Raw genomic sequence first — 23,953 nt, 5'->3', positions numbered from 1 at the left:
CTCCGAAAGCGGGCCTCGGCTTTACGTGTTCGCCAGACGAATGGCGGCGACCGATAGCGGCGGCAGCGCAATTTTGAGGACCAAGCTACCGGCCTCGCTCTTGCTCGCGACCGGCTCGCTGCGAAGCTCCGAAAGATGTTTGAGTCTATCCACGGTCGGCGCGTCGAGATATTCGGGTTTGCCCATTTCTTCCCAGCGGCGCTTGGCGTTGGCGTGCTCGGCGTCGATGCGTTGCACGCAAGCCGTGGTCGCAGTCGACGCGGCTTTCAGCGTGAACAACACCTCCTCGGTCTTGATCGGATGGCGCGGCAGGGCGAAATTCGTCAGTATCAGCGTAGACGCGCCGTCGCCGCGGACGAACCAGGCGTCGACCGTCTCGTGAGCGCCCTCGACCGGCAGCATCTCGGTGCCAGCGCCATGCAGCAATTGAAAGGCACGATAGGCCGGCTTGGCGATGCCGTGGATGTTCAACAGTCCGAACCCGCCCTGGAAGGGCAGCGAGGGAAAATAATTCTCCTCGAAAATATCGGAGAAGGTCCAGTAGCTGTATCCCTCAACCAGTCCGTTCGCTTCCAGAACGGTCTTGACGATGAACGCGGCGGCATAAGGGTCGTCATGCAAGGGATCGCGCGGGTTCGAGGAGGTGCACCATTCGGTATAATAGAGGGGCACGTCGCCCGCTTGCTTGCGCGCGCCTCGCGCCTCGTCGCGCAGGGCGCTGCGTTTGCTGGCGGCGAGCTGCGCTTCGGTGTCGTCGCCTGGTTGGCCGAAATCGTCCGTCGGGTAATGGTGCGTGCTGACGAAATCGGCGGGCAGGTCGCCGGTCCGGCAGAAATTCAGGAAATCCTCGATCCACGCGTTATCGGCCGTCGCCGGACCGCCGACCCGCAACAGCTTATCGACGCCTTTGATGGCTTCGGCGGTATAGCGATAAAGCTCGAAATAGTCGCTTTGCTTGCCGCTGCCGAAGGCGGTCAGGTTCGGCTCGTTCCAGACCTCGAAGAACCATTGGCGCACCTCGTCCAGGCCGTAGCGGCCCACCCAGTGGCTCACCAGTTTGCGGATTAGCACCGCCCATTGCGCGTAGTCCTTCGGCGGCGTGACATTGGCGCGGTAGTGAAAGGCGGTCTTGTCGCCGGACGCCAGGGCGACGGGCATGAAGCTCAATTCGACGAACGGCCTCATACCGATCGAGCGCAGATAATCGAAGATGAGATCGGCGTTGAAGAACGAATAGAACAATGTGTTGCCCTCGCCGATCAGCGTGCCCATCTCGTCGCACAATATGCCGTGGAAGCGGACATAGCGCATGCCGAGCTCATCATGCGTCCGCTTCAGTTGCGCCTGCCAGTCTGCGCGCAGGCCGAGCGTGGCGTGCCCACTGCCGATCGTGTGTTCCCAGAAATGCGGCAGTTCCGTCGCCAGTCCGTTCAGGTCACATGAAAATGTCGCCGTCATGTAAGCCGCTCCTATCCGCCACACGACGCGCGTTGGCGATGATTGTCAGTGTGGGATTGACCACCGCGATCGAGGGAAGAAGCTCGCATCGCCGACCGCCGTCCATTCCGATCAGCCGTTGGTCGAAAAGCCAGGAAAGAGCGTCATGCCGCCATCGACGAAAAGCGTGGTACCGACAACGTAGTCGGAATCGTCGGACGCCAGCCAGACGGCTGCCCGCGCGATGTCTTCCGGCAGGCCGATCCGCCCATACGGAATCAGCGTCAGCAGGCCCTTGAGCGCTTCGGGCGTATCCCAGGCGGAGGTATTGATGGGCGTGCGTATCGCACCGGGCGCGATGGCGTTGACGCGGATGCGTCTGGGGGCCAGCTCCTGCGCCATGCTTTCCATGAGCAGCTTGATGCCGCCCTTGGAGGTGGCGTAGTTCGCATGGCCTGCCCACGGGATTTCCTGGTGCACCGAACTCATGCAGATGATCTTGCCGGCCGCGCACGAGACGGACGGCACCACGCCGCGCCGCAGGAACTCGCGTGTCGCAGCCTGGGCGCAAAGGAACTGGCCGGTCAGATTGACGCCGAGAACGTTAGTCCAGGTCGCCAAAGGCATGTCAGCAAACGCCGAGTCGCGTTGCAGGCCGGCATTGGCGACAAGGATGTCGATGGTGCCGAACTCGCGCATCGTGCGCTCGAACATGTCTCGAACCTGGTCTTCCATCGAGACATCGGCCATGTGGGCGATCGCCTTGCTGCCGGCCCGATGGATCTGGTCCACGACGGCGTTCGCGGCGTTCTCGTTTTCGACATAGTTCACCACCACGTCGGCGCCCGCCCGGCCAAGCGCAACGGCAACGCTCTCGCCGATGCCTGAATTAGCCCCCGTTACGATGGCTTTCTGCCGCGCCAGAGGCTTGTGATCGGACATGGAGAACTCATTCGAAAAGAAGCTCGCCTGGAACTAAAATTATCGCCACTGCCAGGTCAGCCGGCTCCCATGAAACGCAACCGCGGACCAAAAGGTCCGGCTGGCGCCATTACAATGCGGTAACGCGCAGGAACATGAATGTGATCGCGGCTTGCGAACCAATCCAACGCTCCAATGTAAGACTGAGTCGGGAGCGCGCCGAGCGCGCACTTCAGCCGGAGCCCGAAGAAAGCATCCGACGCCCGCTATCCTCGCCACGTTCCCTGTGCGCTGCCTGTTGGGCGTGTTGTTTCTGTCTTTCAGCGCGCCGGACAAGGTGCTGAAGTTCAAGCGGGCGATCGATCAGACGGCGAAACTTGTCTTGGCATCGACCATTCGGCGACCGCCGTTTCCAGCAGCGCCGGGAGCGTCACGCTCTACGAGAACCTCGGCCTGTCGTGCCAGCCCGTTCCTTCAGCCTGGGCGCCACCCCGTTTGCTCGGTGTGAACCGTCCTTCTCATCCTCAACCCTCCTGTAGCTCCCGCAAAGCTCTCCGTCTTTTCGATCCAGCGAAGACCGCTCGGACCCAAAGCCGCCTCGTGAGGCAATCTTCCTGGCCGCACAACCGCGTCTTGTGGTATGAACAAGAACATCATCGGTTTCCAATCTGACAGTCGGACAAAGGGAGTTGAATGATGTCCATCAAAAGCAAAGTTTCTCGCCGCCGGTTCCTCGGCGGCAGCGCCGTCGCCTTGGCGGCCGGCACGTTGGGGATACCGTTCGTGCGAACGGCACGCGCGCAGGTGGCGACCTTCAAGGCCGGTGTCATCACCTCGCTGTCGGGCGAGAACATACTCGGTGGCAACCTGACCAAGCGCGGTTACGATCTCTGGGCAGAGGCCATAAACGCCAAGGGCGGCGTCGAGGTCGCCGGCCAGCGTTTCAAGGTCGACATGTTCTACGGTGACGACCAGAGCAACCCGGCGACGGGAGCCGATGCCGCCGAGCGCCTGATCGTGCAGAACGAGGTTGATGTGCTGTTCGGCCCCTACACCAGCGGCTCGACCATCGCCGTGCAGCCGATCTGCCAGAAGTACCAGGTGCCAATGATTTCCGGCTCCGCGGAATCGCCAAACGTCTGGAAGGCCAAGCCGGAATTCAACTTCGGCATCATCCCGGCCGTCGACACCACCGCAGGCAAGTCGCTGGCCGTACTGGCGAAACTGTCCAACCCAGCGGCCAAGACGATTGCAGTGATTGGTGTCAACGAGCCCTTCTCGAAGGAAACCGGCGAAGGTTTTCGCGACGGGGCCAAGGAAGCCGGACTGGAACTCGTCGCCTACGAATTGGTACCGGCCTCGGGCGACCTGACCCCGGTCATCTCCAAGATCGCAGCGCTCAACCCCGACATCGTCGCCGTCGGCGGCCATGAGGAGCCGCTGATCAACGTCGTCAAGACCTCGAAGTCGCTCAACTTCCGGCCCAAGGCGCTGATAATGCACTATGGCGTCACCGACCCGGCCTTTGCCCAGGCGCTTGCCGCTGACGCCGACGGCACCTGCGGCGTCTCCGTGTGGCTGCCATCGGTGCCGTACAAGGACGACGTCTTCGGCACCGCAAGGCAGTTTGCCGAGATGGCGCAAAAGAAGTCTGGACACGAGCCCGACTATACCGAAGCGGCCTGCGCGGCCAGCGGACTCGTTTTCGGCGATGCCGTCAAGCGGCTTGGCAAGAAGCCGGCGCTCACGCCCGAAGACAGGGTGGCTCTGAAGGACGCGATAGCCGCCACCGACATCCAGACCTTCTATGGGCCGATCAAGTTCGAGAAGGAAGGCAACCACTACCACGACAACGTCCAGCCGGTGCCGGTGCTGATCCAGATTCAGGGTGGCAAGACCGTGGCGGTGGGGCCGAAGGAAGCCGCGGCAGCAGACCTCACCTACCCGCTGCCGGCCTGGAAATAGGCGGTTTTGGACAGGGTGTGGGCGGCCTCGTCGCCATCACTCTGCCAGGCGGAACCACGGTTGCGCGTGCGCGGAAAATGACGGACCATGCCGTTGAGCGCGCTCGCCTCGCCATGGCATTCCCGCTCTTTCGCTTGCCTACTGAGGGACGGTTTGCACCTTGGATCTTTTCCTACAGACCTTGCTGAACGGCCTTCTGATCGGCGGCGTCATCGCCACCTTTACGATCGGATTCCAGCTCGCTTTCGGCGTGCTGCACGTCATCGATTTCGCCGTGGGCGGCTGGGTCGTACTGGGTGGCTATCTCGGCTACTACATGGCCGCTGGACTGGGCGTCGACGGATTCCTTGCGATCCCGGTCGCCTTCGTGCTGTTCGGCGCCATCGGCTATCTGATCGGGCCGATCCTCTACAATGTCCGCAACAGCCGCACGGCGCGGCCGGAATTGATGGCGCTGGCGCTGACCTTCGGATTGTTCACGCTGCTGCGCGGCGGCATGCTGACCGCGTGGGGCTTCAATACCCACAGCGTTCCGACGGCCTTGAGCGGCGAGAGCCTCGCCGTCGGCCCGTTGACGGTGCCGCTGATCCGCGTGGCGGCGGCGGTGTTCGCGGTCGCCATCGCCAGCGGACTGTTCATATTCCTCTACCGCACCCGCTATGGATTGGCGATCCGAGCGACGGCCGAAAACCGGCAGAACGCGGCGCTGATGGGCGTCGACATCCGCCGCCTAAGCGCCAATGTTTACGGACTCTATGCAGGCATCACTGCCATGGCCGGTGTGTTGATGGGTGCAATTTTTTCAGTCAATCCGGAGGTCGGCCTGCGCTATACGCTGTTCGCATTCTTCGTGGCTGTGCTTGCCGGCTTAGGCTCCGTCGGCGGTGCCCTTGTCGCCGCGCTGCTGCTCGGCGTCATCGAAGCCTTCGTTGCGACCTATGTCGGGTCGAGCTATTCACTGTTGGCGATATTCGCCACGCTGTTCCTCGTCCTGCTCGTATCCCCGCGCGGGATCCTGCGGCACGGCTTGTGAGACCGGACATGAACCCACGCTGGGCCGGCGTCCTCCTGCTGATCGCGGTGATCGGCGTGTTGGCGCTGCTGCCGATGCTGGTCAACAACTATTGGCTGCGTATCGCCACCGGCGCACTGATGTGGGCGGGGCTGGCCTGCTCTTGGAACATACTTGGCGGCTATGCCGGCTACATCAATTTCGGCCATTCGGCCTTTTTCGGGCTCGGCGCCTACGTCACCGCGCTGCTGATGGGCGACAAGCTCGCCTGGCCCTTCTTCGCCACCGTCCCCGCCGGTATGGTTGTGACAGCGCTGTTTGCCATCATAATCGGAGCGCCGACGCTGCGCCTGCGTGGCGCTTATTTCGCCATAGCCACCTGGGCCTTCGCCGAGGTGCTTATCCAGTTCGCCTCGGTGATGGACTTCACCGGCGGCATCGGCGGAATTGGACTGCCGCCGTTTCTCGATGAGCGCTTCTTCTACTTCGCCATGTTCGCCGCAGCGGCGCTGACCTACCTAATCACCTGGGCGCTGTTCGAGCGCTCACGTTTTGGGCTGAAGGTCAAGGCGCTGCGCGACCACGAACTGGCGGCCGAGGCAATGGGCATCAACACTTCGCTGGTCAAGCTGCAGACCTTTGTGCTCAGCGCCGTCACCGCCTCCGTGTTCGGCGCGATCTTCGCCTACTGGGTCACCTTTATCAATCCGAAGAGCGTCTTCGGCGGCGACATCACCGACCAGATGGTGGTCATGGTGCTGCTGGGCGGGCTGGGCAGCCTGTGGGGGCCGGCACTGGGCGGCGTGGGGCTGTTCGTCGTCAACCGGCTGATCTGGATGTATTGGGGCGACACCGCCTTCTATATCGCCATATTGGGCGCGGCCATCGTGCTGGTGGTGCTGTTCATGCCGAACGGCATCGCCGGCCTGTTTTCGAAGCGCGCCGGCAACTCCGGCGCCGTGCTGGAAAAGGCGGTCGACAAGCTTGTCGGCGGTGACCAGGGAGAGCCCAATTGAGCGTGGCCGACGACCGAACGGCTGGCGGCGGCGACCCTATCCTCGTCGTGCGCGAACTTTACCGCCATTTCGGCGGCATCAAAGCCGTCAACGGTGTCTCCCTGGACGTCGCTCGGCACGAGATCGCCGGCCTGATCGGGCCTAATGGGTCGGGCAAGTCGACACTGTTCAGCCTGGTATCGGGCGCGGTCACCCCTGATCGCGGCCAGATCCGCTTCGACGGTCACGAGATCGGCGGCCGAAAGACTCACGTTATCGCGCGGCTGGGGCTTGCCCGCACCTTCCAGATTCCGGCCATGTTCGACAATATGACCGTCATAGAAAACCTACTGGCAGCAGCGGCCGAGGGCCATTGGCAGGGCGCGCGTGAACGGGCGGCCGAAACACTGGCGCTGCTGAAGCTGGACCATGTCGCCGACAATCGCGCCTCCGACGTTTCGGGCGGCCAGCAGAAACTGCTGGAGTTCGGGCGCGTCATCATGCGCCAGGCCTCGCTCATTCTGCTCGACGAGGTGACGGCGGGCGTGCATCCAAATATCCGGAACATTATCGTCGAGGCCATCGCGCGGCTGCGCAAGCGCGGCGTCACCTTCCTGATCATCGAGCACGACATGGAGATTGTGCGCAATGTGTGCGACCGCATCATCGTGATGGACGCAGGCCGTGTCGTGGCTAGCGGCTCGTTCGACGACATTGTTCGCGACTCGGAAGTCATGCAGACCTATCTGGGGCGGCCGCAATGAGCGCCACGCTCACGGCAGAAAACATCGTCACCGGCTATGGCAAGCAGGAGATCGTCCACGGTGTCTCGCTTAATGCGGAGGCTGGCAAGATCACCTGCATCTTCGGACCGAACGGGTGTGGCAAGTCGACCTTGCTCAAGGCCATTGCCGGCGCGCTGCCGGTGTGGAGCGGCAGGGCGAGCCTGGGCGATACAACGCTCTCCAACCTTGCCGTTCATGAGATAGTGCGCGAAGGGCTCGTGCTGATGCCCCAGGGCGGCGGCGTGTTCCCACGCCTGACGGTGATGGAAAATTTGCGTATGGGTGGCTACGCCATCGCGGACCGCCGGTTAGTCGAGCAGCGCATCGAGGCGCTGATCGAGCAATATCCCTCTTTGGCGCGGCGGCGGCGCACCGCGGCCGGTTCGCTTTCAGGCGGCGAGCAGGCAATGCTTGCGCTGGCGCGAGCGCTGGTCTCGCAACCTCGCTTCATTCTACTCGACGAACCTTCCGCTGGATTATCGCCGGCCATGGTCATTGAGACGCTCGAACGCGTTACCACCCTCACCTCGCGTGGCATCGGCATCGTGATGGTGGAGCAGAACATCCGCGAGGCCATGCCCATTGCAGACAAACTTTACATCTTGGCGGCCGGCGAAAGGCGCTTCGAGGGAAGGCCTCAGGACGTGCACGACGACCGGCAGATCATGGACATCTATATGGGCGGAGCGTGAGATTTGCAGTTCTGCTCTTGCGGTCGGGGATTGCTATTTCCTGACCTGCCACTGCACTGTGATCCAGTGGCGATTAGAGCCTTTGGCCCTTTCTGTTACCCCTCGCGGAACCGGTTGCTCAATCCGCGCCACACCCGCTGAAGAAGCGGCCAATCGAATGAGATGGAGAAGCAGGAGCCGTAGCGCGCCGAACTGATCGATCAGATGCCCGCAGACCAGCAAAAAAAGATGATGGTTATGGACGTTGCCGGATATCCAACTGATCTGCCACTGGACGACTGCGGTGGGACTGCAATCCGATCGTCAGCTTCCAGGCAAGGAGTTGCTGAGCAGCCATTCACCTCCCGTTGATTGCCGACGTAGTTGACCGGGCTGTTTGCGGGGCCTCAATCCTATGAGGGCGCCGTTTGCGCCATGTCGTCAGCTCCGGCTATTGGCGACGGAGCCTACCGCGACTTCACATAATCGAGACTAGCTTGGAATAGTTTGGCGGCAGGCTCGGTATATGCAGCATCGAGGTGAAGTTTGTCCGCTCTTGCCGTTTTGGGAAATTTCCGGATGCTCAAGCACGTCGTCTCAGGCGCCAGAGTGCGGGAGATGGGTGAGGACGATAGAGGATCGGCGCCCACGTGCTCGCGCCCGAAAGTGCTGCCAATCGGACCCTGCATCCCCCTGCCCTGTTTCCTGAACTGGATCGATCTTGCCGGGGAGCATTGTCCTGCCGATGATCGCTCGAATTCCGGCCACTGTCGGCCCACGGCTGCGGAAATCACCCCGAAACGAAGAGCGTATCTCAAAAGGAGGAAACTATGACAACCGATCGAACACTGTCGCAACGCTTCGACGAATACCAACCTTCCAAGACACTTTGGTTTTGGTCGCTAGTGGGTGCTGCTGTATTGACGATGATCGTCGGCTTCACCGCCGGTGGCTGGACGACGGCAGGGACGGCATCGGAAATGGCGAATACATCCGCTATCAAGGCCAAGGCTGAACTGGCGGCCAATCTTTGTGTGGAAAAATTCATCACTGCGTCCAACGCGAGCGACAACCTGGCCAAGCTGAAGGATACGTCTTCCTACCAGAGAGACAGCTTCATCAGCGATGGCGGGTGGGTCAAACTGGCCGGCATGAAGAAGGATGTGCCAGGCGCCGCAGATCTATGTGCGGACAAATTGGCAGCGATGGACACAATCCCGGCGAACAGCGTAGCTCAGGACAACACCAAGAGCTGATTGCCGATCTTGGACTTTCGCCAGGCAGCGCTATGTCGCGCGACCGTCGCAATGGAGGCGCGACCATGTATGAAGCGTGGCTTCAAGGGCCGGTGCCGGTGGCCACCAGCATATCTGGGGAGACAGCAGCTTTCCAATCAGGCAGGCACCAACGGTGAAACCAGTTCGGCGCAACCAGGAACCGAATTGATCCCAGCATTCCGATCCCCGATCGCAGTTTGGGCAAGATCTCACAGACGCAAGATCTCACAGACGAATGCAGGACCAGCTCGCCACAGCGCGGCCGAAGGATCGTTATGCGTGAAGGGGAATTTCAGCCAGCCCACGCCGAACCTGATTTCAGGTCCATCGACAATCCAGATCGAGGCCACGGGCTTGAGGACGTTGATCGGCTCGTAGAAGTCCAGACTGTGCCGGCCTTGACGTGCCTGTGCGGCATGGCTTGCCTCAGCCAGGGATGATGAACTACTCCGGGATGTCCGAGGGAAAGCGCAGGCTTTTGCGCATCGCCAGCCATTCTCGAAGCGCAAGGCGAATGACCTCCAACCGATCGAGGCTCATCTCGGCGGCGACTTCCGAAATTGCCGTTTCAGTGCGCACATCAAAGGCTATCGTCGAAGCACGTAGCATGGCCGCGGCCTGAAGATCGGTGTGCCGCCTGGCCGTATCCTTCTTCCCAGCAGTCAAGGCCCTTCTCGCGATCATCCGTTGGCGTTTTGGCTGTTTTCCGCGCCGCCGTAGTCCCGGAGCGCAACAATCCAATTGTCTCTTATCGTCACCAGAACGAGGCGAGATCCGTGCGGGTAGTACCTGGGCAGAGCCGCTGCTTGATGCGCCAGGAGGGTCCCGTTCAGCCCACACCGTTCACCGCCGAGCAGCCAGTTCTGGCGCTCGCTGTCTCGCAGAACGGCGATGTACTCTCCGTCACCGGGATACCCTATGAGACCAATTTCCTCGTACTCTTCCAATCTGCGCATGGTGATCGTCACGATATCAAGAATAGGACCCTGGGATGGAACTCATTGCGCCAAGATGCAAACGGCCCGACACCACCCCAGCCTGGTGCCGGGCCGTCAGGAAGTGCCCGCGCGGTCGCACTTCCTTGGACATCAGCCTGTGTCATCAAAGTGGTCGGTTAGGAGGGTCTCGTTTGCGCAAGCAACCAGCGGAATCGTGGAACCCTGTTGCCTAGCTTGCGACAACCACAGTGAACGGTTTTCCTGCGACAGCCCTTTCATTGCAGAGCGCGCGGCGGAAGTGATCTCGAAACCTCCGCAAGACGCACATTGGAATTCGATCTTGCGAAGAGTGACGTCGGCCTCGAGCGCCGTGCCGGTGCAGACAGGGCACGTGGCGGGAAAATACCGCCTTTCGAATGACAGGACGTTCATTGCTCTGTCTTTGCTATCGGCGCGCTGGCCGTCGCCGACCGATCAAAGCAAGTCCAACCTGTACCTTTCCAACTGATCACGAACGGTACGGAGTTCCATAGACCAATTGCTGAGCGCATATGTTTCCCTCTGCCATTGCCAACCTTTTAGCCCCTGATCTTCGCAGAGACGTTTCTTCGCGTTGCCACTTCGATTTGCTTTGCTTCCACCTCAAGCCGGTCCGGCGCGGCCGAGCCCATCAGGGCGTAGGCTGTGCCTCCCGATTGCCAATAGACTGTCGGGACGCGACCGTCGGTCGCTGTGGTCGGCGAAACGGCGTCCTCGCCGTTCATCGGAGCCGCGACAAGTGTGATCCGACCGACGCTTGGTGTGTCGGCCGTCACGACCAGGCTTTGCTGTCCGTTCCAAGGCTGTACTTGGACATCCTTCACAACCCATACCGATGGAAGGGTCGGCATGCTGACGTTGACGGCGCCAACCAGTCGCTCGATCTTGTCCTGCTTCGGCTCGGTGCCCGTCTCCGGACCTGCATTCAGTTGTGCCACCCGCAAGGCATCTCGGGCGGCCAGGATGAAGGTCTCATCGGCTGTCTTGCCTCCCTGGCGAAGCGGCACGGTCAGCGAGTTGGCCGACCACCCGATCGCAACCAGCGCGACGGCCGCGACTTGAAGTCTGAGCAATGTGAACATCTTCCTGCGGCGAAACGCCCTCTCCAGCTGCCTGGCTTTCTTCAGGCTCACGCTGGGCGGAAACAACCGCCGGGGTTGGGACTTGCGCAACGCTTCCATGCGCTGCGCGTGGGCAAAAACCTCTGCCGCCTGTTCCGGATCGCGGGCAAGCCTGGCTTCCAGCTCGGATCTCTGCGACGGCGACAGCTCGCCATCCAGCAAGCGGCCGATATCCTCTTGCGAAACACGATTATCGGGCCACATAACGCCCTCCCACGACCTTCAAATGAGGGGAAGCTCCATCGTCCAAATTTTCCATGTTGTGCTTCAAGGCAGCGCGAGCTCGGCTAAGCCGGGACATCACGGTTCCTGGCGGCACTCCAAGCAGTTCGGCCGCTTCGGAGTAGGTAAAGCCCAGCACTCCAACCAGATGGAGTATTTCGGCCTGATCGGCCGGCATTCGCGCGAGCGCCCTTCCGACTTTGGAGAGCTCGGCGCAATGTTCTTGCGATGGCGGCCACGCAGTGTCGGACATGTCCGCGATGGACGCCAAGCGTCGTCGGTCGGCATTGGCCTGGCTAGCGCCGGTCAAAAAAGTGTTCCGAACGATCCGTATCAGCCAGGGAAGCAGCGGTCTGGAGGTGTCATAGCCGCCCGCCATCGACAGCGCACGGGCGAGGGCCTCCTGCACCAGATCGTCGGCGTCGGAATCGTTGCCTGTGAGCACCCGGCCGTAGCGCCAAAGATCCTCCAGATGCGGTATGACGTCGATCGTCGTTTTCATCCCGTCTCATACTGCGTTAGCCCGAGCGCCATTTCCAACTCGGACTCATCGTCTGCCGGCCGAAAACCCGAGGATCGGCCCAGCGGTCAGGGACAGGGACAGGCAACCGCTGGGCCGATGGGAGCGTGCTCCTCCCGCCTGCAAGCTGCGAGAGGCAAGCCACCCTCCAGCACTCGCTACCGCTCCCTGTATCATCGTGACGATCGGTTTACGCGCCACGCATTTCCGTTCACGCTCGTTCTTGGGCCATCTACTGAGCTGTGCCCGATATTATTCCATTCCAATCGATCTTTTTGCCGCCCTTTGCGAAGCACCGTGGAATAAGATCCCTTGTTCGTCGGTATCTTCGGGTACTCGTCTAACCGCGTGTCCCTTACGAGGATGGTCATGCAACTTGGCGAGTTCACAGCAAACACCTTCGCCGCAGTCTTGGCGCTATGCGCTCTCGTCATCGTGTTTCTGGTAGCGGGAAGACCGCTCTTCCCGAGGCGTCAGGCGCGAATGGTTATCATTCTGCCTGCCGACTCGGATACCACAGCCGCAAGCCATTGCCGTGGGCGAGACGGGCTGCGGAAGCTGGGAGTATCGCTGCGAAGCTTCCGGCGCTCCAACTTCGGAAAGAGTACGTTGTTCGCGTCAAAGAAAAAGACCGACAAGGCCCCGAAGCGCAAAAACTGGGCAGGCGGTAAGTTCCGCGAGTTGGCTAACGGCCAAGCGGCTGCTTCGAGAGCAAAACCAACTCCGCCTCGTCGACCACACCTGCCATGTAATTCGCGATAATTCGGGAGGCAATGAACTCGCGCTCATCCGGCGATGGGTTGCCTAGCTTAAGGTTGTCGAAAACCCGCCCAAGCAGTGCCAACTCAGATGCGTCGAAAATACCGGCCTCCGCCGCCTTTTGTTGAATTGGCATGATTTTCTCCCGGGAATCCAACACCGAAAACATGCAGCAAGACCTCCGGCCGTGCAAGACCTTCAAGGGCAGCGATCCTGGCCGAGATCACAATGGCCAGCGCTGGTTTTTCAGGAAACTTGCTTCGCGCCCAAAGAACTCCAGTCGGTACCAATGAGCTTGACCGCGCGGTTCTCGTTCCGGGATGCCGACCTCTCAAGCCAGCCGCCGAGCAAGCAACTGCATGCCCTCGTCATCTTCGGGTCCGCCGCCGTGCTCTCTCATCGGAACCTCCTTTAGTCTCCGGACTTGCCGGAAGCGGCTTCGTTTCGCTGGGTGACTGAAGAGCCCGCCGGCGGGAGCCAGCGGGGCCCCTCGATGGACTGCGAGTTCCTGCATCGAGGGCCACATGGCGCCATGCAGGAAGAGCTCGGCATCCTGGTTGCCTTCAGCAGGTAGAGCTATGCCTTAAAGGGACGAGGCGGCCTCAGAGTTCCGCGTCGTTCGATGGCCGAAGGGGAAGAGGAAGCAAAGAAAGAGCACTCCTCCGCGGCCAGGGCTATGATCATCCCATCGATTCTCTCAACCGTTTCTCTGCTCACTTGATCATGCCCATGAAGGCACTGACGCGCACGCTTCAGGTGTCGGCGTGCGGCCCGCGCTTCCGTCTTCCATCCCTGTCAGGCAGAGCCCAAAAAAAGGGATTTATTCCTCGTCTAGTCATTTCACTCTTGACAGTTTTGTTCCATTTTTGTTCACTGTCCACGACATTAGGAGGCGTTCAGGTGGATTGCGTTGTGTCACTCGACAGCCGGCAAGAGGCTGCCCTTCAAGCCACCGTCGACAGGTTCGTTGCCGTACACAAGGGCGACGTTGATGAAGGCCCTCAAGGAAATGATCGTTCTCAACGGTTACCTTCAGGACCGCCTTGACGCGCGCTCGGCACCCCGCAGAGCAACCCGTTAGGAAAATACTGCAATGGGCACGATGCACCTAGACGCCGAAACCAAAGCCGAACTACACGCGGAGGCGGAGAAGCTCATCGCCCGCTACGAAACGCCCCTTGAGACCGTAAAGGCGCTCATGGCTTACAACTGCGAGCTTGAGACACAGATCCTCGCCCTCGCTCACAGGCATCCGGGGCTCGTGGCGATCAGCTTCGATCCTACGCCGCCTGTGCTGGGGTGAGACAGACAACCCTCAATGCATGACCTTATCGCTTTCATTGAGAGTAACTCTGCGCTGGTAGCGGCCAACCCGGCAGCCTTTGCCACGTTTGCCGTGCTGTTTGGAGGCGGCGGCTTCGCTGTTGGACGGTATTTGCTGACTGAGCGTATCGCCAATCTGGAAAGCCGAATTGCCAGACGCGACGAGGAAATAGCGGACCTTAAGTCAAAGCACACAGCGCCAGAGCAAGGCGGCCTATCGGTGCCTCTATTCGAGATGACCGAGGTTCTGCCCCCTCCACCGCTCAACGTCCACCGGCTCTTGCTCCAGCCCAAAGAGGACCCCCATCTCAGATAACCTGATGCCGCAACATAAAGCCCCGAAGCTAATCGTCGTCACCGCCTTTGGCCGCGATGAGACTGGCGACCTCCGGCCTGTCTTCGGACCAGCCGACTGGAGATCGGGCGATATGGACCGCAAGGACTTGGCGGGGAACCATGCCGGCGTCATTGCGAGGTCGCGTGAAGCCAACCCGGTACTGCGCGAATACGGGAGCCGACGACGCTGTTTGTGGGTGGCGACGTGCCAGACATGGAGTAAGCTATAGTCTCAACCGCTGGCAAGCAGCTTGCCTCCCTCCTCAGCAGCGGCAATGAACGCCTGGCGGACATCCTCAGGTGTCATGTCGCCAGCCAAACAGGACAGGCAGGCGCGTACCGCAAGGTCCCATTTGGGGCCGCGATCGTTCCACCCCATGAGCTCCCGAGCTGCACCCTCGACGTTGTTGCAGCTATACGTCATGCCAGGCTTGCCAGTCCTGATAGAGACCGGGGGATTGAACCAATGGAGGCTCATAAAGGCTCTCTGAGGTCGAACAGGACGAACTGGCCGCGAAACTTGGCTTCGTTCATGATGATCTCGACCAATTCACCGTCGGTCTCTTGTACTCTTGGCATGAATGGCTCCGACGGCGCGCCTCTGCGCCGGGCAAAGATCGCCTAGAAATAGCCGAGGATGGATTTGACCTCCAGATATTCCAGCATGCCCTCGATCCCATATTCGCGTCCGTTTCCGGACTGCTTGAAACCGCCAAACGGCGCGTGCGGATCCCAGGCCGGGTAGTTGAGATGCACCTGACCGGAGCGAATGCGCGATGCGACGTCTCTGACGGCGTCCATATCATTGCCCTGCACATGGGCTCCCAGACCATAGACCGTGTCATTGGCAATGCTGACGGCCTCATCAACTGTGTCGTAGGGGATGATGCAGAGAACTGGACCGAAAACCTCTTCCTGTGCAATGCGCATGTTAGTGCGCACGGCCGAAAAGATCGTCGGCTTCACATAGAGGCCGACGTTCAGATCGTGTGCACGACCAGGTCCGCCGATGACGACCTTGGCGCCTTCCGATATGCCGACGCCGATCATGGTTTGGATGCGGTCGAATTGGGCACGATTGGCGATCGCACCGTGAGTGGTGGCTTCGCAAAGAGGATCGCCAATGACGATCTGGGCCGCGACCCTCTTGGCGATTGCCTCAATCTCGGTGAGCAGCGGACGTGGCACGATCATGCGTGTCGGAGCGCTGCATGACTGGCCGAGATTGCGGAAGGCGGCGGCTATGCCCAGGGAAACGGCGCGGTCGAGATCGGCGTCCGGCAGGATCACGTTGGGCGACTTGCCGCCGAGCTCCTGCGCGACACGCTTGACCGTCGGCGCTGCCGCCTGGGCCACCGCAATGCCCGCGCGGGTGGACCCGGTAATGGAGATCATGTCGACATCGGGATGGGAGGCGAGACAAGCACCTACGCCCGGACCATTACCCTGCACGAGGTTGAAAACGCCGGCAGGGAAGCCGGCTTCCTCGATCGCCTCGGCGAACAGCAGAGCGTCCAGGGGAGAAAGCTCGCTCGGCTTCAACACGACCGTGCAGCCTGCCGCGAGCGCGGGCGAAACCTTGGCGGTGATCTGGTAAAGGGGCCAATTCCATGGCGTGATCAAGGCGCAGACACCGATCGGTTCGTGGGTGACGGCGGTTTGGCCCCGCTGCTTGACGAAGGGAAAGGCTGTCACCACATCGCGAGCGACCTTGATATGCGCGATCGCCAGCGGCACCTGGGCGGTGCGCGCATATCCAATCGCCGCGCCCATTTCGAGGGTGAGGCATTGCGCAAGCAGTTCACTGCGCGCCTCGACCAGCGCCTGCAGGCGGTCGAGCAGACCGGCACGATATTCCGGCGTGGTCCGGCTCCAGGCGGCGAATGCCCGGCGGGCCGTTGCAACGGCCGCATCCACGTCCAAGCTGTTTCCGAGCGGAAACCGAGCCACAACCTCTTCGGTGGAGGGGTTCACCACCAAGCCCTTGGCGGTGCCGCGTGGCTCGGCCCATCGACCGTCGATGAAGAACTTGTCCAGGTGGCCGTTGCGCGACAGATGTTCGAGGGGCGGGATCACGCGACAAGATCCTTAATACGGGAATAGGCACCCAGAACCGGCAGGAACCAGGGGCGCCCGAAATAGCCGGGTATCGCTGGCCATTCGAAATCCTTCCAGAGGTTCAGGTCGGGGCGCCCATCCATGACATCAGTCATGGTGCTGCCTATCAGCGTCGACTTATCCAACCAGTAAGAGGCAAATTTCATTTTCTTGACCGCCAGTGCTGATTAGAGTGGGCTCGTCCGAGGCGTGTGTTCGCGCGTCTACCAGCCGCGCATCCGCTCCCAACGCGTTTCAATCTTGGGGCTGTCCCCGTTGACGACGCTGTAGAAGTCATGCTGGGCAGCCATCGCGCACGCATGGTTGGGCAGGATCCGGACCCGAGACCCGAGCGGCAGTTCGGGCATGGATTTCCCGGAACCGGCACGAATGGAGAGGATACCGTGTTCCTGGCTGGCCTGGGCCACAATCACATCTTCAAGCACGCGCCCCTTTTCGTCGCAGACCACGCCGTAACCCTGGTCGATCTGCTGGTTTGCGGTTCCCCGGTCGCGCGATAGCGCCATCCACCCAGCGTCAACCAGCACCCATCCATTTTCCGGCTTGGAGCCGATAACGGTGGCTAAAACGGAAATTGCGAGATCGTCGCGGTCGCAGACGCCAACCCCATGCTGGACGAGATCGAAGAACATGTAGACGCCGGCGCGCAGCTCCGTGACACCCTCCAGGTTCTGGGCGAAATGCGCTGTCGGCGTCGAGCCGACGCTGACGACCGGACAGGCGTGGCCATAAGCGCGCAGGATTTCAGCGGCGCGCACGGCGGCTGAACGCTCGTTCTCCGCTGCCTTGACCAGCGCATTGGGTGTGTTCAAGCCGTAGGATTCGCCCGCGTGAGCGAGAACGCCGACGAGCTTGGCACCGGCAGCGACAACCCTGTTGGCCACGTCGAGCAATCTTGGGTCGTCCTGCCTCAAGCCACCGCGATGGTAGTCGCAGTCCAGTTCGATGAGGACCGAGGGCGTCATGCCGGTGGCTTCGCGCACTCGGGCCAGGGCGTCGGCCTGGTCCACGCAATCGAGAAGCAGCTTCACATCGGCGCCGGTACGGCGACAAAGCTCCATGGCGCGCCTTGCCGAAGCCGGCGAGATGCCGACGGCATAGGTGATGTCGCGAAAGCCGTGGTCCGCGAAATACGCCGCCTCGGCGACGGTCGAGACCGTGATGGGACCGGGTCCCTGTGGAAACACGTCGCAAGCGACGTCGATGCTCTTGGCCGTCTTCATGTGCGGACGCAGCACCACGCCGAGCTTCTTGGCGCGTTCAGCGAGGCGTTGAATGTTGCGTCCGAGCCGTCCGCGGTCCAGCAGCAGGGTCGGCGTCACAAGGGCGTCGATACTCTTCGCCGTCGCGCTCCCTGATAGATTTGCCGCCCTATTGTCCATGACCTTGTTTCCTAAATGAACGACTGGTTTGCCAATGCGTACATGTGGGCCAGCCCGTCAGAAACGGGTCGTTGCCCTTTGACCATAGCGGTGGCACTGCCGGTCCGCTTGAGGCCGAGGCTCTCAAGCCAGTCGCCCAATCCATCCTCGGCATAGACGTCGATGCGAACGAATTGATCGCGAAGCTTCGAAAGGTGGGCCAGGATCAGAAGCCGCGCGTCCTCCACGCTTTCGGCCGCACAGGGGCCGACAACATAGCCGCGCCCGAACTTCCTGGCGATGGCGTAGCCGGCAACCCGCCCCGCGCGCTCGATAACGACGACCTTGCCCGCATCGGCGAGCGCAGCCACCATCGCCGTCCGGGGCATGCCGGTGGCCCGTTCGTCGAAGGCCTGGATTGCCGCGAGGTCTAAGACCGTCGCCTGACGGATGTCAGGGGTCGTCTGCGTCACGGCAACAGTCAGCGGGCCCTGGTGCTGAAGTACAGTGCCCCAGGCAGTGAAGCCACGCCGTTTATAGAGCGCGAGCCCCTCTTCGGTCGAATTGAGCAGCACGTGGCGCCCCTGTGTAGCCGCAAGCAATCCATCAAAGAGCCGGGAGCCGTTGCCGCCGCCTTGCGCGGAGCCGGTGACGATGATCATTCCGGCGGAAGCATAGGTCGGTCCGTAGCTCCAGGACATGGCCGTGCCGATCACGTGTCCTCCCCGCTCCAGGACCAGACCATTTCCAACCATTGCGGCAAATTCCCAATCCTCCAGGCGATAGGGCCAGCCCATCTCCTGCGACAGCTTCAACGCGCCCGGCAAATGGCGGGGCTCCAATTTCATCAGCTCCATCTGGTTGCTGACGATGTCTGTGCCATGCTCAATTGCCATAAGTGCAACGCTGTCATTCGATCCAGGATTGAAGTCGCACCTTAGAGTGGCGTCCGGCGGACAGATTTCGCTGCTGTTTTGCGCTTTCAATTCAGCGGGATTGTTCGTTTTAAGCAGTTCCTCGGCATCCCAAATTGCGCAAATCAGGCGAGGACTATCGGGCACCTAGAATCGCTCCGCCTGGTTGCCCTGCGATCGGCTGAGGTCCGCATCGTTCGCCGTGGGGTGCGATTTCAGCCTCGGTAACGCCGTAGCTGCAACCAGCGATAAACGACTGACGCACATGGGGAACTTTGGATGATCTACATCAGCGAGGAGGAATCGGCCGCCCTTGTCACGCATGAGCTTGCTTTCGAGGCGGCGCGGGAGGCTTTCGTGGCAGCAGCGTCGCGGCGGAGCTGGATCTTTCCCGCTGTTCTCGGGCGCACACAGGAGGCAACCAATACCTTCTCAATCAAATCCGGTTCGTCGGATGACCTAACCGGGGTGAAAATTGGCTCCTTCTGGTCGGGCAACCCGGCACGTGGCCTTCCCCGCCACAACTCCACAATCGTGCTGCTCGATCAGCATTCAGGTCGGCTCCGCGCCGTTATCGAGGCTGGGAAGGTCAACGCCTACAGGACGGCCGCAGCCGACGCGGTTGCTGCCGATTTCCTTGCGCGCAAGCAAGCCAAGGTCCTGGCGATATTCGGCGCCGGCAATCAGGCGGGCTTCGAAGTGATGGCGCTGGCACGCATCCGCCCAATCGAAACCGTGCTGGTCGTCGCCCGGCCTTCACCACGGCGCGACGCTCTTCTCGATCAGATCGCGAGAAGGGGCCTGGACGCGCGCGCTGCCTTGCCCGAAGAAGCCGTCCGCGCAGCCGACATCGTGGTCACAGTGACACCCTCACGCGAAGCCCTGTTCGATTCCGCTTGGGTGGGACCCGGAACCCATATCGTCAGCATGGGGTCGGATGCTCCGGGCAAGTGCGAATTGCCGAGAGAACTATTTCCCAGAGCACGTCTCTTTTGTGATCTGCTTTCCCAGTCCGTCCAGATCGGCGAGTTCCAACACGTGCTCGACGAGATCGATGCCGGCGTGCATGCGATAACACCAATCGGCGACGTCATTGAAAGGCGTGCCCCCGGACGCCGCTTCGACTATGAAATCACTGTCTTCGACAGTTCCGGTATCTCTCTCCAGGATCTCTACATGGCCAACGCGCTGATCCGCGCGAAAGCGTCCCACCACTGACCGCCTTCACACCGGCAGATCCCAGCCGACGAATTTTTCCGCTGCACTGGAAAAGACCTTTACAGCCGAGCCGTGGTTCATGGCGCCGCATGGAGCTCAAGACTCCGGTCCACCGCCAACGACCGAATGGCAACCAAGTCCCAGATTCGATAGCCTGAGTGAGAAACCAGCGTCATCGTCGCCATCAGAATTCTGCCATGGACGTTCGTGCCGTAGATCGCCCCCTTGAGGCTAGTCCCAACCAATGGCCGCGTGTGGAGATGTAGTGCATGTGATGGTCTTCGTTGGAGACGCGATCATTCAGCCGGGCCGCAGCGCCGCATGGTCAATGGGCCGCCAGCTTTAGCCGTCAGCGTTGGGCCCGCCACCAGGCGATCTTGTCCTGCAGGCCATAGCGGCGCTTGTTGGTGCGCGTCAGGCCTGACTTCCCACTGATCTTCAGATAGCGGCGATGTCCAGCTTCGAGCCGTCGACCAGACGCGACAGGCGGAACGGTGTAGGATCGACGCAAGGCGTGTCGTTTACGACCAGCTCTGCGGCCAGATAGCCAAGCCCCGGGCCCAAACCGAAGCCGTGGCCCGAGCAGCCCGCCGCGAGGACGAGACCTTTCACCGCGTCCACCTGCGACACCACAGGCACTGCGTCCGGCGTGCAATCGACGAAGCCGCCCCAGGCACTATCGATCTCTATGTCGCCGAGTTGGGGGAAGGTCTTCCGGACACTCTCCACCACTTGGCTTACCAGCCATTTTAAGGGTGGAGGATCCAGCACCCGATTCTGTTCGAAGATCCGATCGTCGCTGGTCAGCAGCGCCGGCATTGAATCCGGCCCCGAAAGGAACGATTGGCCGATGCCGAGCCTGACGTTCTTTAGGCGACGCAAGAATTGCGGCATGAATTCCCGACTATACCGGATAGCTTGGGGCGTGATTTCGAGGTTCGCCTTGCCGCTGATCGCAAGCGTATAGCTGCCGTCCAGTCGGCGCGTGATCGTGCAGTAGGGTGTGGAGACCGCCTCGCCTATGTTGATTGTCGGGGTGGAACGCAGCGCGGTCTGCCGGATGCTTGCTTGGGGGAAACTGATCCCGAGCGGCCTAAGGAAGCGCGAGGACCAGGCGCCAGCGGCGCACAGCACCGCGCCGGTTCTGATGTAGCCCTTCTCCGTGTGCACGCCCGCAATCTTGCCATTGGCCAAGTCGAGCGCCCGCGCGGCGCATTCCTGGTGGATGGTGGCGCCCAGAGCTCTGGCCCCTTCGGCGATAGCCGGCGCGGCGAGCGCAGGTTCTGCCTTACCATCCCGGTCTGAATAGGTCCCGCCGACCCATTTGTCGCGTGCTTCGGGGACGCGCTCGGCCACCTCCGCCCGGCTCAGCATGCGGGTGTCGACCTCGTACTCCCTGGCGACCTCGCGCCACCTTTCCCAGCCGGCGAGCACAGCCTCGTCGTGAGTCGCATAGACGAGACCGCAGCGTCGAAATCCAAGGTCCCGATTGATATCGCGCGTCAGCTCGTCCCACAGTCGCATGGAGATCACCGAGAGCGGCAGTTCGCGCCGATCGCGGTTCTGCTGACGGCACCAACCCCAGTTTCGGCTCGATTGTTCACAGGCGACGTGGCCCTTCTCTAGCAGAGCCACAGAGAGGCCACGCTTCGCCAGGAAATAGGCGGCCGTAGAGCCGAGGATGCCGCCGCCGACGATGACGACGTCGACTTCGGCCGGGAGACGCTCATCGCTGTGAATGCGCTCGACTCGGGGCGACATGTTCCAACCAACCTCGGCTGCCATGAATGCGGAAGCAAAGTTCCGATCAGCCCTTCATCGCATCGTGCGCTCGAAAGAATGTGCCGAAATCATCTAGGACTTCGCCAGATGTGCGGTTTCTTGATCCCTTGACCGATACGATCTGCTCAAGCCCGACCGAGTTCCAGTTCGGCGCAGGGCGGCGTAACCGCTTCGCGAGTCCGTTGGAACGCGCTTGAGGGTCTTGAGCCTGCGTGCGAAGTTGTAGTCGGCGAAGAAGTCCGAGGTGTTACCTGAGCTGATCGTGACTTCCCTAGTAGACGCGTTTGACCGTGGCGTCCTTAATCGTGCGGTACATCCTCTCGACCTGTCCATTGGTCCAATGCTTGGCCTTAGTCGTACGGTGCTCGATGTCGTTCGTGGCGCAGGCATATTCGAAGGCGTGCGCCCAGAAGCGTTCGCCGTTGGCGATAGCCTCATTGATCTGCGGCACGGCCGAGCCTCCGGCATTAGGTGTGGTGAACTGATTCCATCGTCGGTGAGCACTGTGTGGATCTTATGGGGAACGGCCGCGATCAGCCGGAGCAGGAACTCTCGGGAGACGACAGTGGTGGCCTTCTCATGCAATTCCATGAAGGCGCCCTTCGAGGTACGATAGATGGCGACGAACTTGTGCTGCTTGCCCTGATGCGGGATCGTCGGCTGCAACGCATAGAAGCAGTCATCCTGCGGCAGCAGCGTATAGCGTCAAAAGGCGACGATGACGGCCTCTTCATCGACCGTGAGCAGGGTCGACCGCGCCTCCTTCGGCCCAATCGGCAGATCGAGGACACAGATTCGACTCTGCAACTTCGCGACGGTCTTCTGGTTGATTCCATAGCGCTTCGCCAGCGCCCTCAAGCTCCGCGGTGCCTCCAGCCGGGCCGCAGCGACGAATAGTCAAAAAAGGCCGTCACCTTTGGCCGTCAGCGGCTGGCGCGCCAGAAGGCGATACGGTCCTGCAACCGGTAGCCCTGGATAATCGCAGGCATGAACCACGGATCGCCGCGATAGAGCGGGATGGCCGAAGGCGGTCGAAAGTCGAACGCCGTGCGGGACTGCTCGCCATGCCTCATCAGCTTGTGGGCCGCACGCATGCCGATCCATGGCGCCCAGACCACGCCCGAACCGCAGAAGCCGGTGGCATAGACCACACCTTCCTTCTCGAAGATGCGGGGCAGCATATCGCGGTTCATCGCCACGTTGCCGAACCAGCAATGCGAAAGGCGGACGTTTTCCAATTCCGGGAAAAGGTTCACCAAGCCCTTGCGTAGCAGAAGTTTCGGCGCCACCGGATCGCCGACGCGAGAACTGTCGCGCCCGCCCAGCAGAATGCGTTTCCCGTCGGGCGAGGGACGATAATAAAAACCGAGTTGCCGGTTTTCGGTGATCGTCATCAGCTTCGGCATCAGTTGCGCCATGACATCGGGCGCAAGTTCCTCGGTCACGATGATCCGGCTGCGGACCGGAACCAAGCGGCGACGCAGGAACGGAGCGGCGCCGTCGGTATAGCCATTGGTGCAGACCAGAACCTGCCGTGCATCCACCGTCCCTGCCGGTGTCGTGACGCGGAACCCCGAACCATTCCTCTCGATCGATTTGACCGCTGTATGCGAATGGACCGTCAACCCGGATCCGAGCGCCACCCGCAGGAGTTCAGCGTGGAATTTTGCGGGATGCAGCGCGCCAATGTCCATCCGGACGGTTCCACCGCGGTAGAAATCGGTGCCGATATAATTTCGCTGCTCGGCATGCGGAACGGCGTAGGACTGGATCCCCAGTTTCTTCGCCAGTGTCTCGGCGCCACGCGCCATTATCTCATACTGTTGATACCCGAAAGCGCCTTTGAACTGGCCAACCAGCCGGAAGTCGCAGTCGAGCCCTTCGGTCTTGATGAAGTCGTAGAGGAATTCGCGCGCGATCTTGCCCTCGGCCTCGATCGCCATGGCCTTCTCTTCACCGAAGCGCCGGGTGATCGTGGCATGGTCCGGCCGGATGCTGCCGCTCGTAATCCCGCCGTTGCGCGTGGAAGCACCCTCGCCCGGATGCATCGCATCGAAAGCGGCGACCGAGCGCCCCTCGCGCGCCAGCACAAGCCCAGCCGAAAGCCCGGCATAGCCGGCGCCGACAATCACCACATCGAGCTTCTTTGCCAGCGGCTGCCGCGGCAGCGGCATGACGGGCGCCGCTTCCCACCAGTAGGGCGTGTTCTTTTCGGCGACTTTGGGCTCTTGCACGTGAC

The 23,953-nt window shown here is 61.3% G+C and carries 23 protein-coding genes and 1 pseudogene; 9 read left to right on the top strand and 15 right to left on the bottom strand.

The features are described 5' to 3' along the window. Window positions 1–21: 21 nt before the first annotated feature. Both FJ490_RS25610 and FJ490_RS25605 read right to left on the bottom strand, forming a co-directional pair. Entirely contained in the window at window positions 22–1,458 is a 1,437-nt protein-coding gene (locus FJ490_RS25610; RefSeq protein WP_140499496.1) for a glycosyl hydrolase, read from the bottom strand. Window positions 1,459–1,569: 111 nt separating this feature from the next. Next, complete coding sequence (locus tag FJ490_RS25605; RefSeq protein ID WP_140523363.1) at window positions 1,570–2,379, bottom strand: SDR family oxidoreductase; 810 nt, start codon at window positions 2,377–2,379, stop codon at window positions 1,570–1,572. A 675-nt stretch (window positions 2,380–3,054) separates the two neighbouring features. Between FJ490_RS25605 and FJ490_RS25600 the strand changes: the two genes are divergently transcribed. The 6 genes from FJ490_RS25600 (at window position 3,055) to FJ490_RS25575 (ending at window position 9,042) form a co-directional block, all read left to right on the top strand. Further along, window positions 3,055–4,323, top strand: a complete 1,269-nt coding sequence (locus FJ490_RS25600) for an ABC transporter substrate-binding protein (RefSeq protein ID WP_210239474.1) — start codon at window positions 3,055–3,057, stop codon at window positions 4,321–4,323. Window positions 4,324–4,483: 160 nt separating this feature from the next. After that, window positions 4,484–5,356: a branched-chain amino acid ABC transporter permease gene (locus FJ490_RS25595; protein WP_140499499.1), complete on the top strand. Its 873-nt coding sequence runs from the start codon at window positions 4,484–4,486 to the stop codon at window positions 5,354–5,356. Window positions 5,357–5,364: 8 nt separating this feature from the next. Beyond that, window positions 5,365–6,351 carry a branched-chain amino acid ABC transporter permease gene (locus tag FJ490_RS25590; RefSeq protein WP_140523360.1) on the top strand — a complete coding sequence of 329 codons (987 nt, stop codon included), beginning with the start codon at window positions 5,365–5,367 and terminating at the stop codon, window positions 6,349–6,351. Window positions 6,352–6,353: 2 nt separating this feature from the next. Continuing rightward, a complete protein-coding gene (locus FJ490_RS25585; RefSeq protein WP_224656199.1) occupies window positions 6,354–7,094 on the top strand; it encodes an ABC transporter ATP-binding protein in 741 nt (246 codons plus the stop codon). Beyond that, entirely contained in the window at window positions 7,091–7,807 is a 717-nt protein-coding gene (locus FJ490_RS25580; protein ID WP_140523358.1) for an ABC transporter ATP-binding protein, read from the top strand. Before FJ490_RS25585 ends, FJ490_RS25580 begins: the two co-directional genes overlap by 4 nt. Window positions 7,808–8,616: 809 nt before the next feature. Further along, entirely contained in the window at window positions 8,617–9,042 is a 426-nt protein-coding gene (locus tag FJ490_RS25575) for a hypothetical protein (RefSeq protein WP_140523354.1), read from the top strand. A 465-nt stretch (window positions 9,043–9,507) separates the two neighbouring features. Here the strand turns inward: FJ490_RS25575 and FJ490_RS25570 are convergent, their stop codons facing one another. The 5 genes from FJ490_RS25570 to FJ490_RS25555 all read right to left on the bottom strand — a co-directional run bounded on the left by FJ490_RS25570 (window position 9,508) and on the right by FJ490_RS25555 (window position 12,798). Continuing rightward, a complete protein-coding gene (locus tag FJ490_RS25570; protein WP_140499509.1) occupies window positions 9,508–9,729 on the bottom strand; it encodes a hypothetical protein in 222 nt (73 codons plus the stop codon). Window positions 9,730–9,743: 14 nt separating this feature from the next. Continuing rightward, the gene (locus FJ490_RS32835) at window positions 9,744–10,031 is read right to left on the bottom strand and encodes a hypothetical protein (protein WP_140736593.1); all 288 of its coding nucleotides are present in this window, start codon (window positions 10,029–10,031) and stop codon (window positions 9,744–9,746) included. A gap of 548 nt (window positions 10,032–10,579) precedes the next feature. Next, window positions 10,580–11,221, bottom strand: a complete 642-nt coding sequence (locus FJ490_RS25565; protein WP_224656192.1) for a hypothetical protein — start codon at window positions 11,219–11,221, stop codon at window positions 10,580–10,582. Window positions 11,222–11,351: 130 nt separating this feature from the next. Then, window positions 11,352–11,885: a sigma-70 family RNA polymerase sigma factor gene (locus FJ490_RS25560; RefSeq protein ID WP_140499513.1), complete on the bottom strand. Its 534-nt coding sequence runs from the start codon at window positions 11,883–11,885 to the stop codon at window positions 11,352–11,354. A gap of 703 nt (window positions 11,886–12,588) precedes the next feature. Then, window positions 12,589–12,798: a hypothetical protein gene (locus FJ490_RS25555; RefSeq protein ID WP_140499810.1), complete on the bottom strand. Its 210-nt coding sequence runs from the start codon at window positions 12,796–12,798 to the stop codon at window positions 12,589–12,591. Window positions 12,799–13,755: 957 nt separating this feature from the next. On the opposite strand from FJ490_RS25555, the gene FJ490_RS25545 reads away from it, so the two are divergent. Together FJ490_RS25545 and FJ490_RS25540 are read left to right on the top strand one after the other, a co-directional pair. Then, window positions 13,756–13,965 carry a hypothetical protein gene (locus FJ490_RS25545; RefSeq protein ID WP_140523352.1) on the top strand — a complete coding sequence of 70 codons (210 nt, stop codon included), beginning with the start codon at window positions 13,756–13,758 and terminating at the stop codon, window positions 13,963–13,965. 15 nt (window positions 13,966–13,980) lie between these two features. Next, window positions 13,981–14,301, top strand: coding sequence for a hypothetical protein (locus FJ490_RS25540; protein ID WP_140499517.1), 321 nt, complete (start codon window positions 13,981–13,983; stop codon window positions 14,299–14,301). Between the two features lie 252 nt (window positions 14,302–14,553). Here FJ490_RS25540 and FJ490_RS25530 read toward each other — a convergent pair whose 3' ends face one another. From FJ490_RS25530 to FJ490_RS25510, 5 genes are all read right to left on the bottom strand, one after another. Further along, complete coding sequence (locus tag FJ490_RS25530) at window positions 14,554–14,799, bottom strand: DUF982 domain-containing protein (protein WP_140499519.1); 246 nt, start codon at window positions 14,797–14,799, stop codon at window positions 14,554–14,556. A 143-nt stretch (window positions 14,800–14,942) separates the two neighbouring features. Further along, complete coding sequence (locus FJ490_RS25525) at window positions 14,943–16,397, bottom strand: aldehyde dehydrogenase family protein (RefSeq protein ID WP_140729078.1); 1,455 nt, start codon at window positions 16,395–16,397, stop codon at window positions 14,943–14,945. Beyond that, window positions 16,394–16,585, bottom strand: coding sequence for a hypothetical protein (locus FJ490_RS25520; protein WP_224646634.1), 192 nt, complete (start codon window positions 16,583–16,585; stop codon window positions 16,394–16,396). The genes FJ490_RS25525 and FJ490_RS25520 overlap by 4 nt, the downstream gene beginning before the upstream one ends. A gap of 57 nt (window positions 16,586–16,642) precedes the next feature. Then, window positions 16,643–17,821, bottom strand: coding sequence for an alanine racemase (locus tag FJ490_RS25515; RefSeq protein WP_140499523.1), 1,179 nt, complete (start codon window positions 17,819–17,821; stop codon window positions 16,643–16,645). A gap of 11 nt (window positions 17,822–17,832) precedes the next feature. After that, window positions 17,833–18,861, bottom strand: coding sequence for a GNAT family N-acetyltransferase (locus FJ490_RS25510; RefSeq protein ID WP_246672834.1), 1,029 nt, complete (start codon window positions 18,859–18,861; stop codon window positions 17,833–17,835). Between the two features lie 132 nt (window positions 18,862–18,993). Here FJ490_RS25510 and FJ490_RS25505 point away from each other — a divergent pair, with 132 nt between their 5' ends. Further along, the gene (locus tag FJ490_RS25505; protein ID WP_140499525.1) at window positions 18,994–19,932 is read left to right on the top strand and encodes an ornithine cyclodeaminase family protein; all 939 of its coding nucleotides are present in this window, start codon (window positions 18,994–18,996) and stop codon (window positions 19,930–19,932) included. A 438-nt stretch (window positions 19,933–20,370) separates the two neighbouring features. Here FJ490_RS25505 and FJ490_RS25500 read toward each other — a convergent pair whose 3' ends face one another. The 3 genes and pseudogenes from FJ490_RS25500 to FJ490_RS25490 all read right to left on the bottom strand — a co-directional run bounded on the left by FJ490_RS25500 (window position 20,371) and on the right by FJ490_RS25490 (window position 23,948). Next, on the bottom strand, window positions 20,371–21,693 hold the full coding sequence (locus FJ490_RS25500) for an FAD-binding oxidoreductase (protein WP_140499813.1): 1,323 nt from the start codon (window positions 21,691–21,693) through the stop codon (window positions 20,371–20,373). A gap of 271 nt (window positions 21,694–21,964) precedes the next feature. Then, window positions 21,965–22,575, bottom strand: a pseudogene (locus FJ490_RS33285) (IS481 family transposase); the annotation flags it as partial. A gap of 62 nt (window positions 22,576–22,637) precedes the next feature. After that, window positions 22,638–23,948, bottom strand: coding sequence for an FAD-binding oxidoreductase (locus FJ490_RS25490; RefSeq protein WP_140499527.1), 1,311 nt, complete (start codon window positions 23,946–23,948; stop codon window positions 22,638–22,640). Between the last annotated feature and the right edge of the window lie 5 nt (window positions 23,949–23,953).

It is taken from the genome of Mesorhizobium sp. B2-5-11 (assembly GCF_006440835.1).
GTDB lineage: Bacteria > Pseudomonadota > Alphaproteobacteria > Rhizobiales > Rhizobiaceae > Mesorhizobium.
Note: the sequence above shows the minus strand (reverse complement) of the source record. Positions and strands in the feature narration are given on the sequence as shown.

Bases quoted from the DNA above. Each gene is read 5' to 3' on its own strand.
- FJ490_RS25540 (WP_140499517.1), top strand. From the start codon at position 13,981: ATGCATGACCTTATCGCTTTCATTGAGAGTAACTCTGCGCTGGTAGCG.
- FJ490_RS25565 (WP_224656192.1), bottom strand. From the start codon at position 11,221: ATGGAAGCGTTGCGCAAGTCCCAACCCCGGCGGTTGTTTCCGCCCAGC.
- FJ490_RS25575 (WP_140523354.1), top strand. From the start codon at position 8,617: ATGACAACCGATCGAACACTGTCGCAACGCTTCGACGAATACCAACCT.
- FJ490_RS25500 (WP_140499813.1), bottom strand. From the start codon at position 21,693: ATGTCGCCCCGAGTCGAGCGCATTCACAGCGATGAGCGTCTCCCGGCC.
- FJ490_RS25560 (WP_140499513.1), bottom strand. From the start codon at position 11,885: ATGAAAACGACGATCGACGTCATACCGCATCTGGAGGATCTTTGGCGC.
- FJ490_RS25515 (WP_140499523.1), bottom strand. From the start codon at position 17,821: ATGGACAATAGGGCGGCAAATCTATCAGGGAGCGCGACGGCGAAGAGT.
- FJ490_RS25600 (WP_210239474.1), top strand. From the start codon at position 3,055: ATGTCCATCAAAAGCAAAGTTTCTCGCCGCCGGTTCCTCGGCGGCAGC.
- FJ490_RS25530 (WP_140499519.1), bottom strand. From the start codon at position 14,799: ATGAGCCTCCATTGGTTCAATCCCCCGGTCTCTATCAGGACTGGCAAG.
- FJ490_RS25545 (WP_140523352.1), top strand. From the start codon at position 13,756: ATGGGCACGATGCACCTAGACGCCGAAACCAAAGCCGAACTACACGCG.
- FJ490_RS25520 (WP_224646634.1), bottom strand. From the start codon at position 16,585: ATGAAATTTGCCTCTTACTGGTTGGATAAGTCGACGCTGATAGGCAGC.
- FJ490_RS25580 (WP_140523358.1), top strand. From the start codon at position 7,091: ATGAGCGCCACGCTCACGGCAGAAAACATCGTCACCGGCTATGGCAAG.
- FJ490_RS25610 (WP_140499496.1), bottom strand. From the start codon at position 1,458: ATGACGGCGACATTTTCATGTGACCTGAACGGACTGGCGACGGAACTG.
- FJ490_RS25590 (WP_140523360.1), top strand. From the start codon at position 5,365: ATGAACCCACGCTGGGCCGGCGTCCTCCTGCTGATCGCGGTGATCGGC.
- FJ490_RS25605 (WP_140523363.1), bottom strand. From the start codon at position 2,379: ATGTCCGATCACAAGCCTCTGGCGCGGCAGAAAGCCATCGTAACGGGG.
- FJ490_RS25555 (WP_140499810.1), bottom strand. From the start codon at position 12,798: ATGCCAATTCAACAAAAGGCGGCGGAGGCCGGTATTTTCGACGCATCT.
- FJ490_RS25505 (WP_140499525.1), top strand. From the start codon at position 18,994: ATGATCTACATCAGCGAGGAGGAATCGGCCGCCCTTGTCACGCATGAG.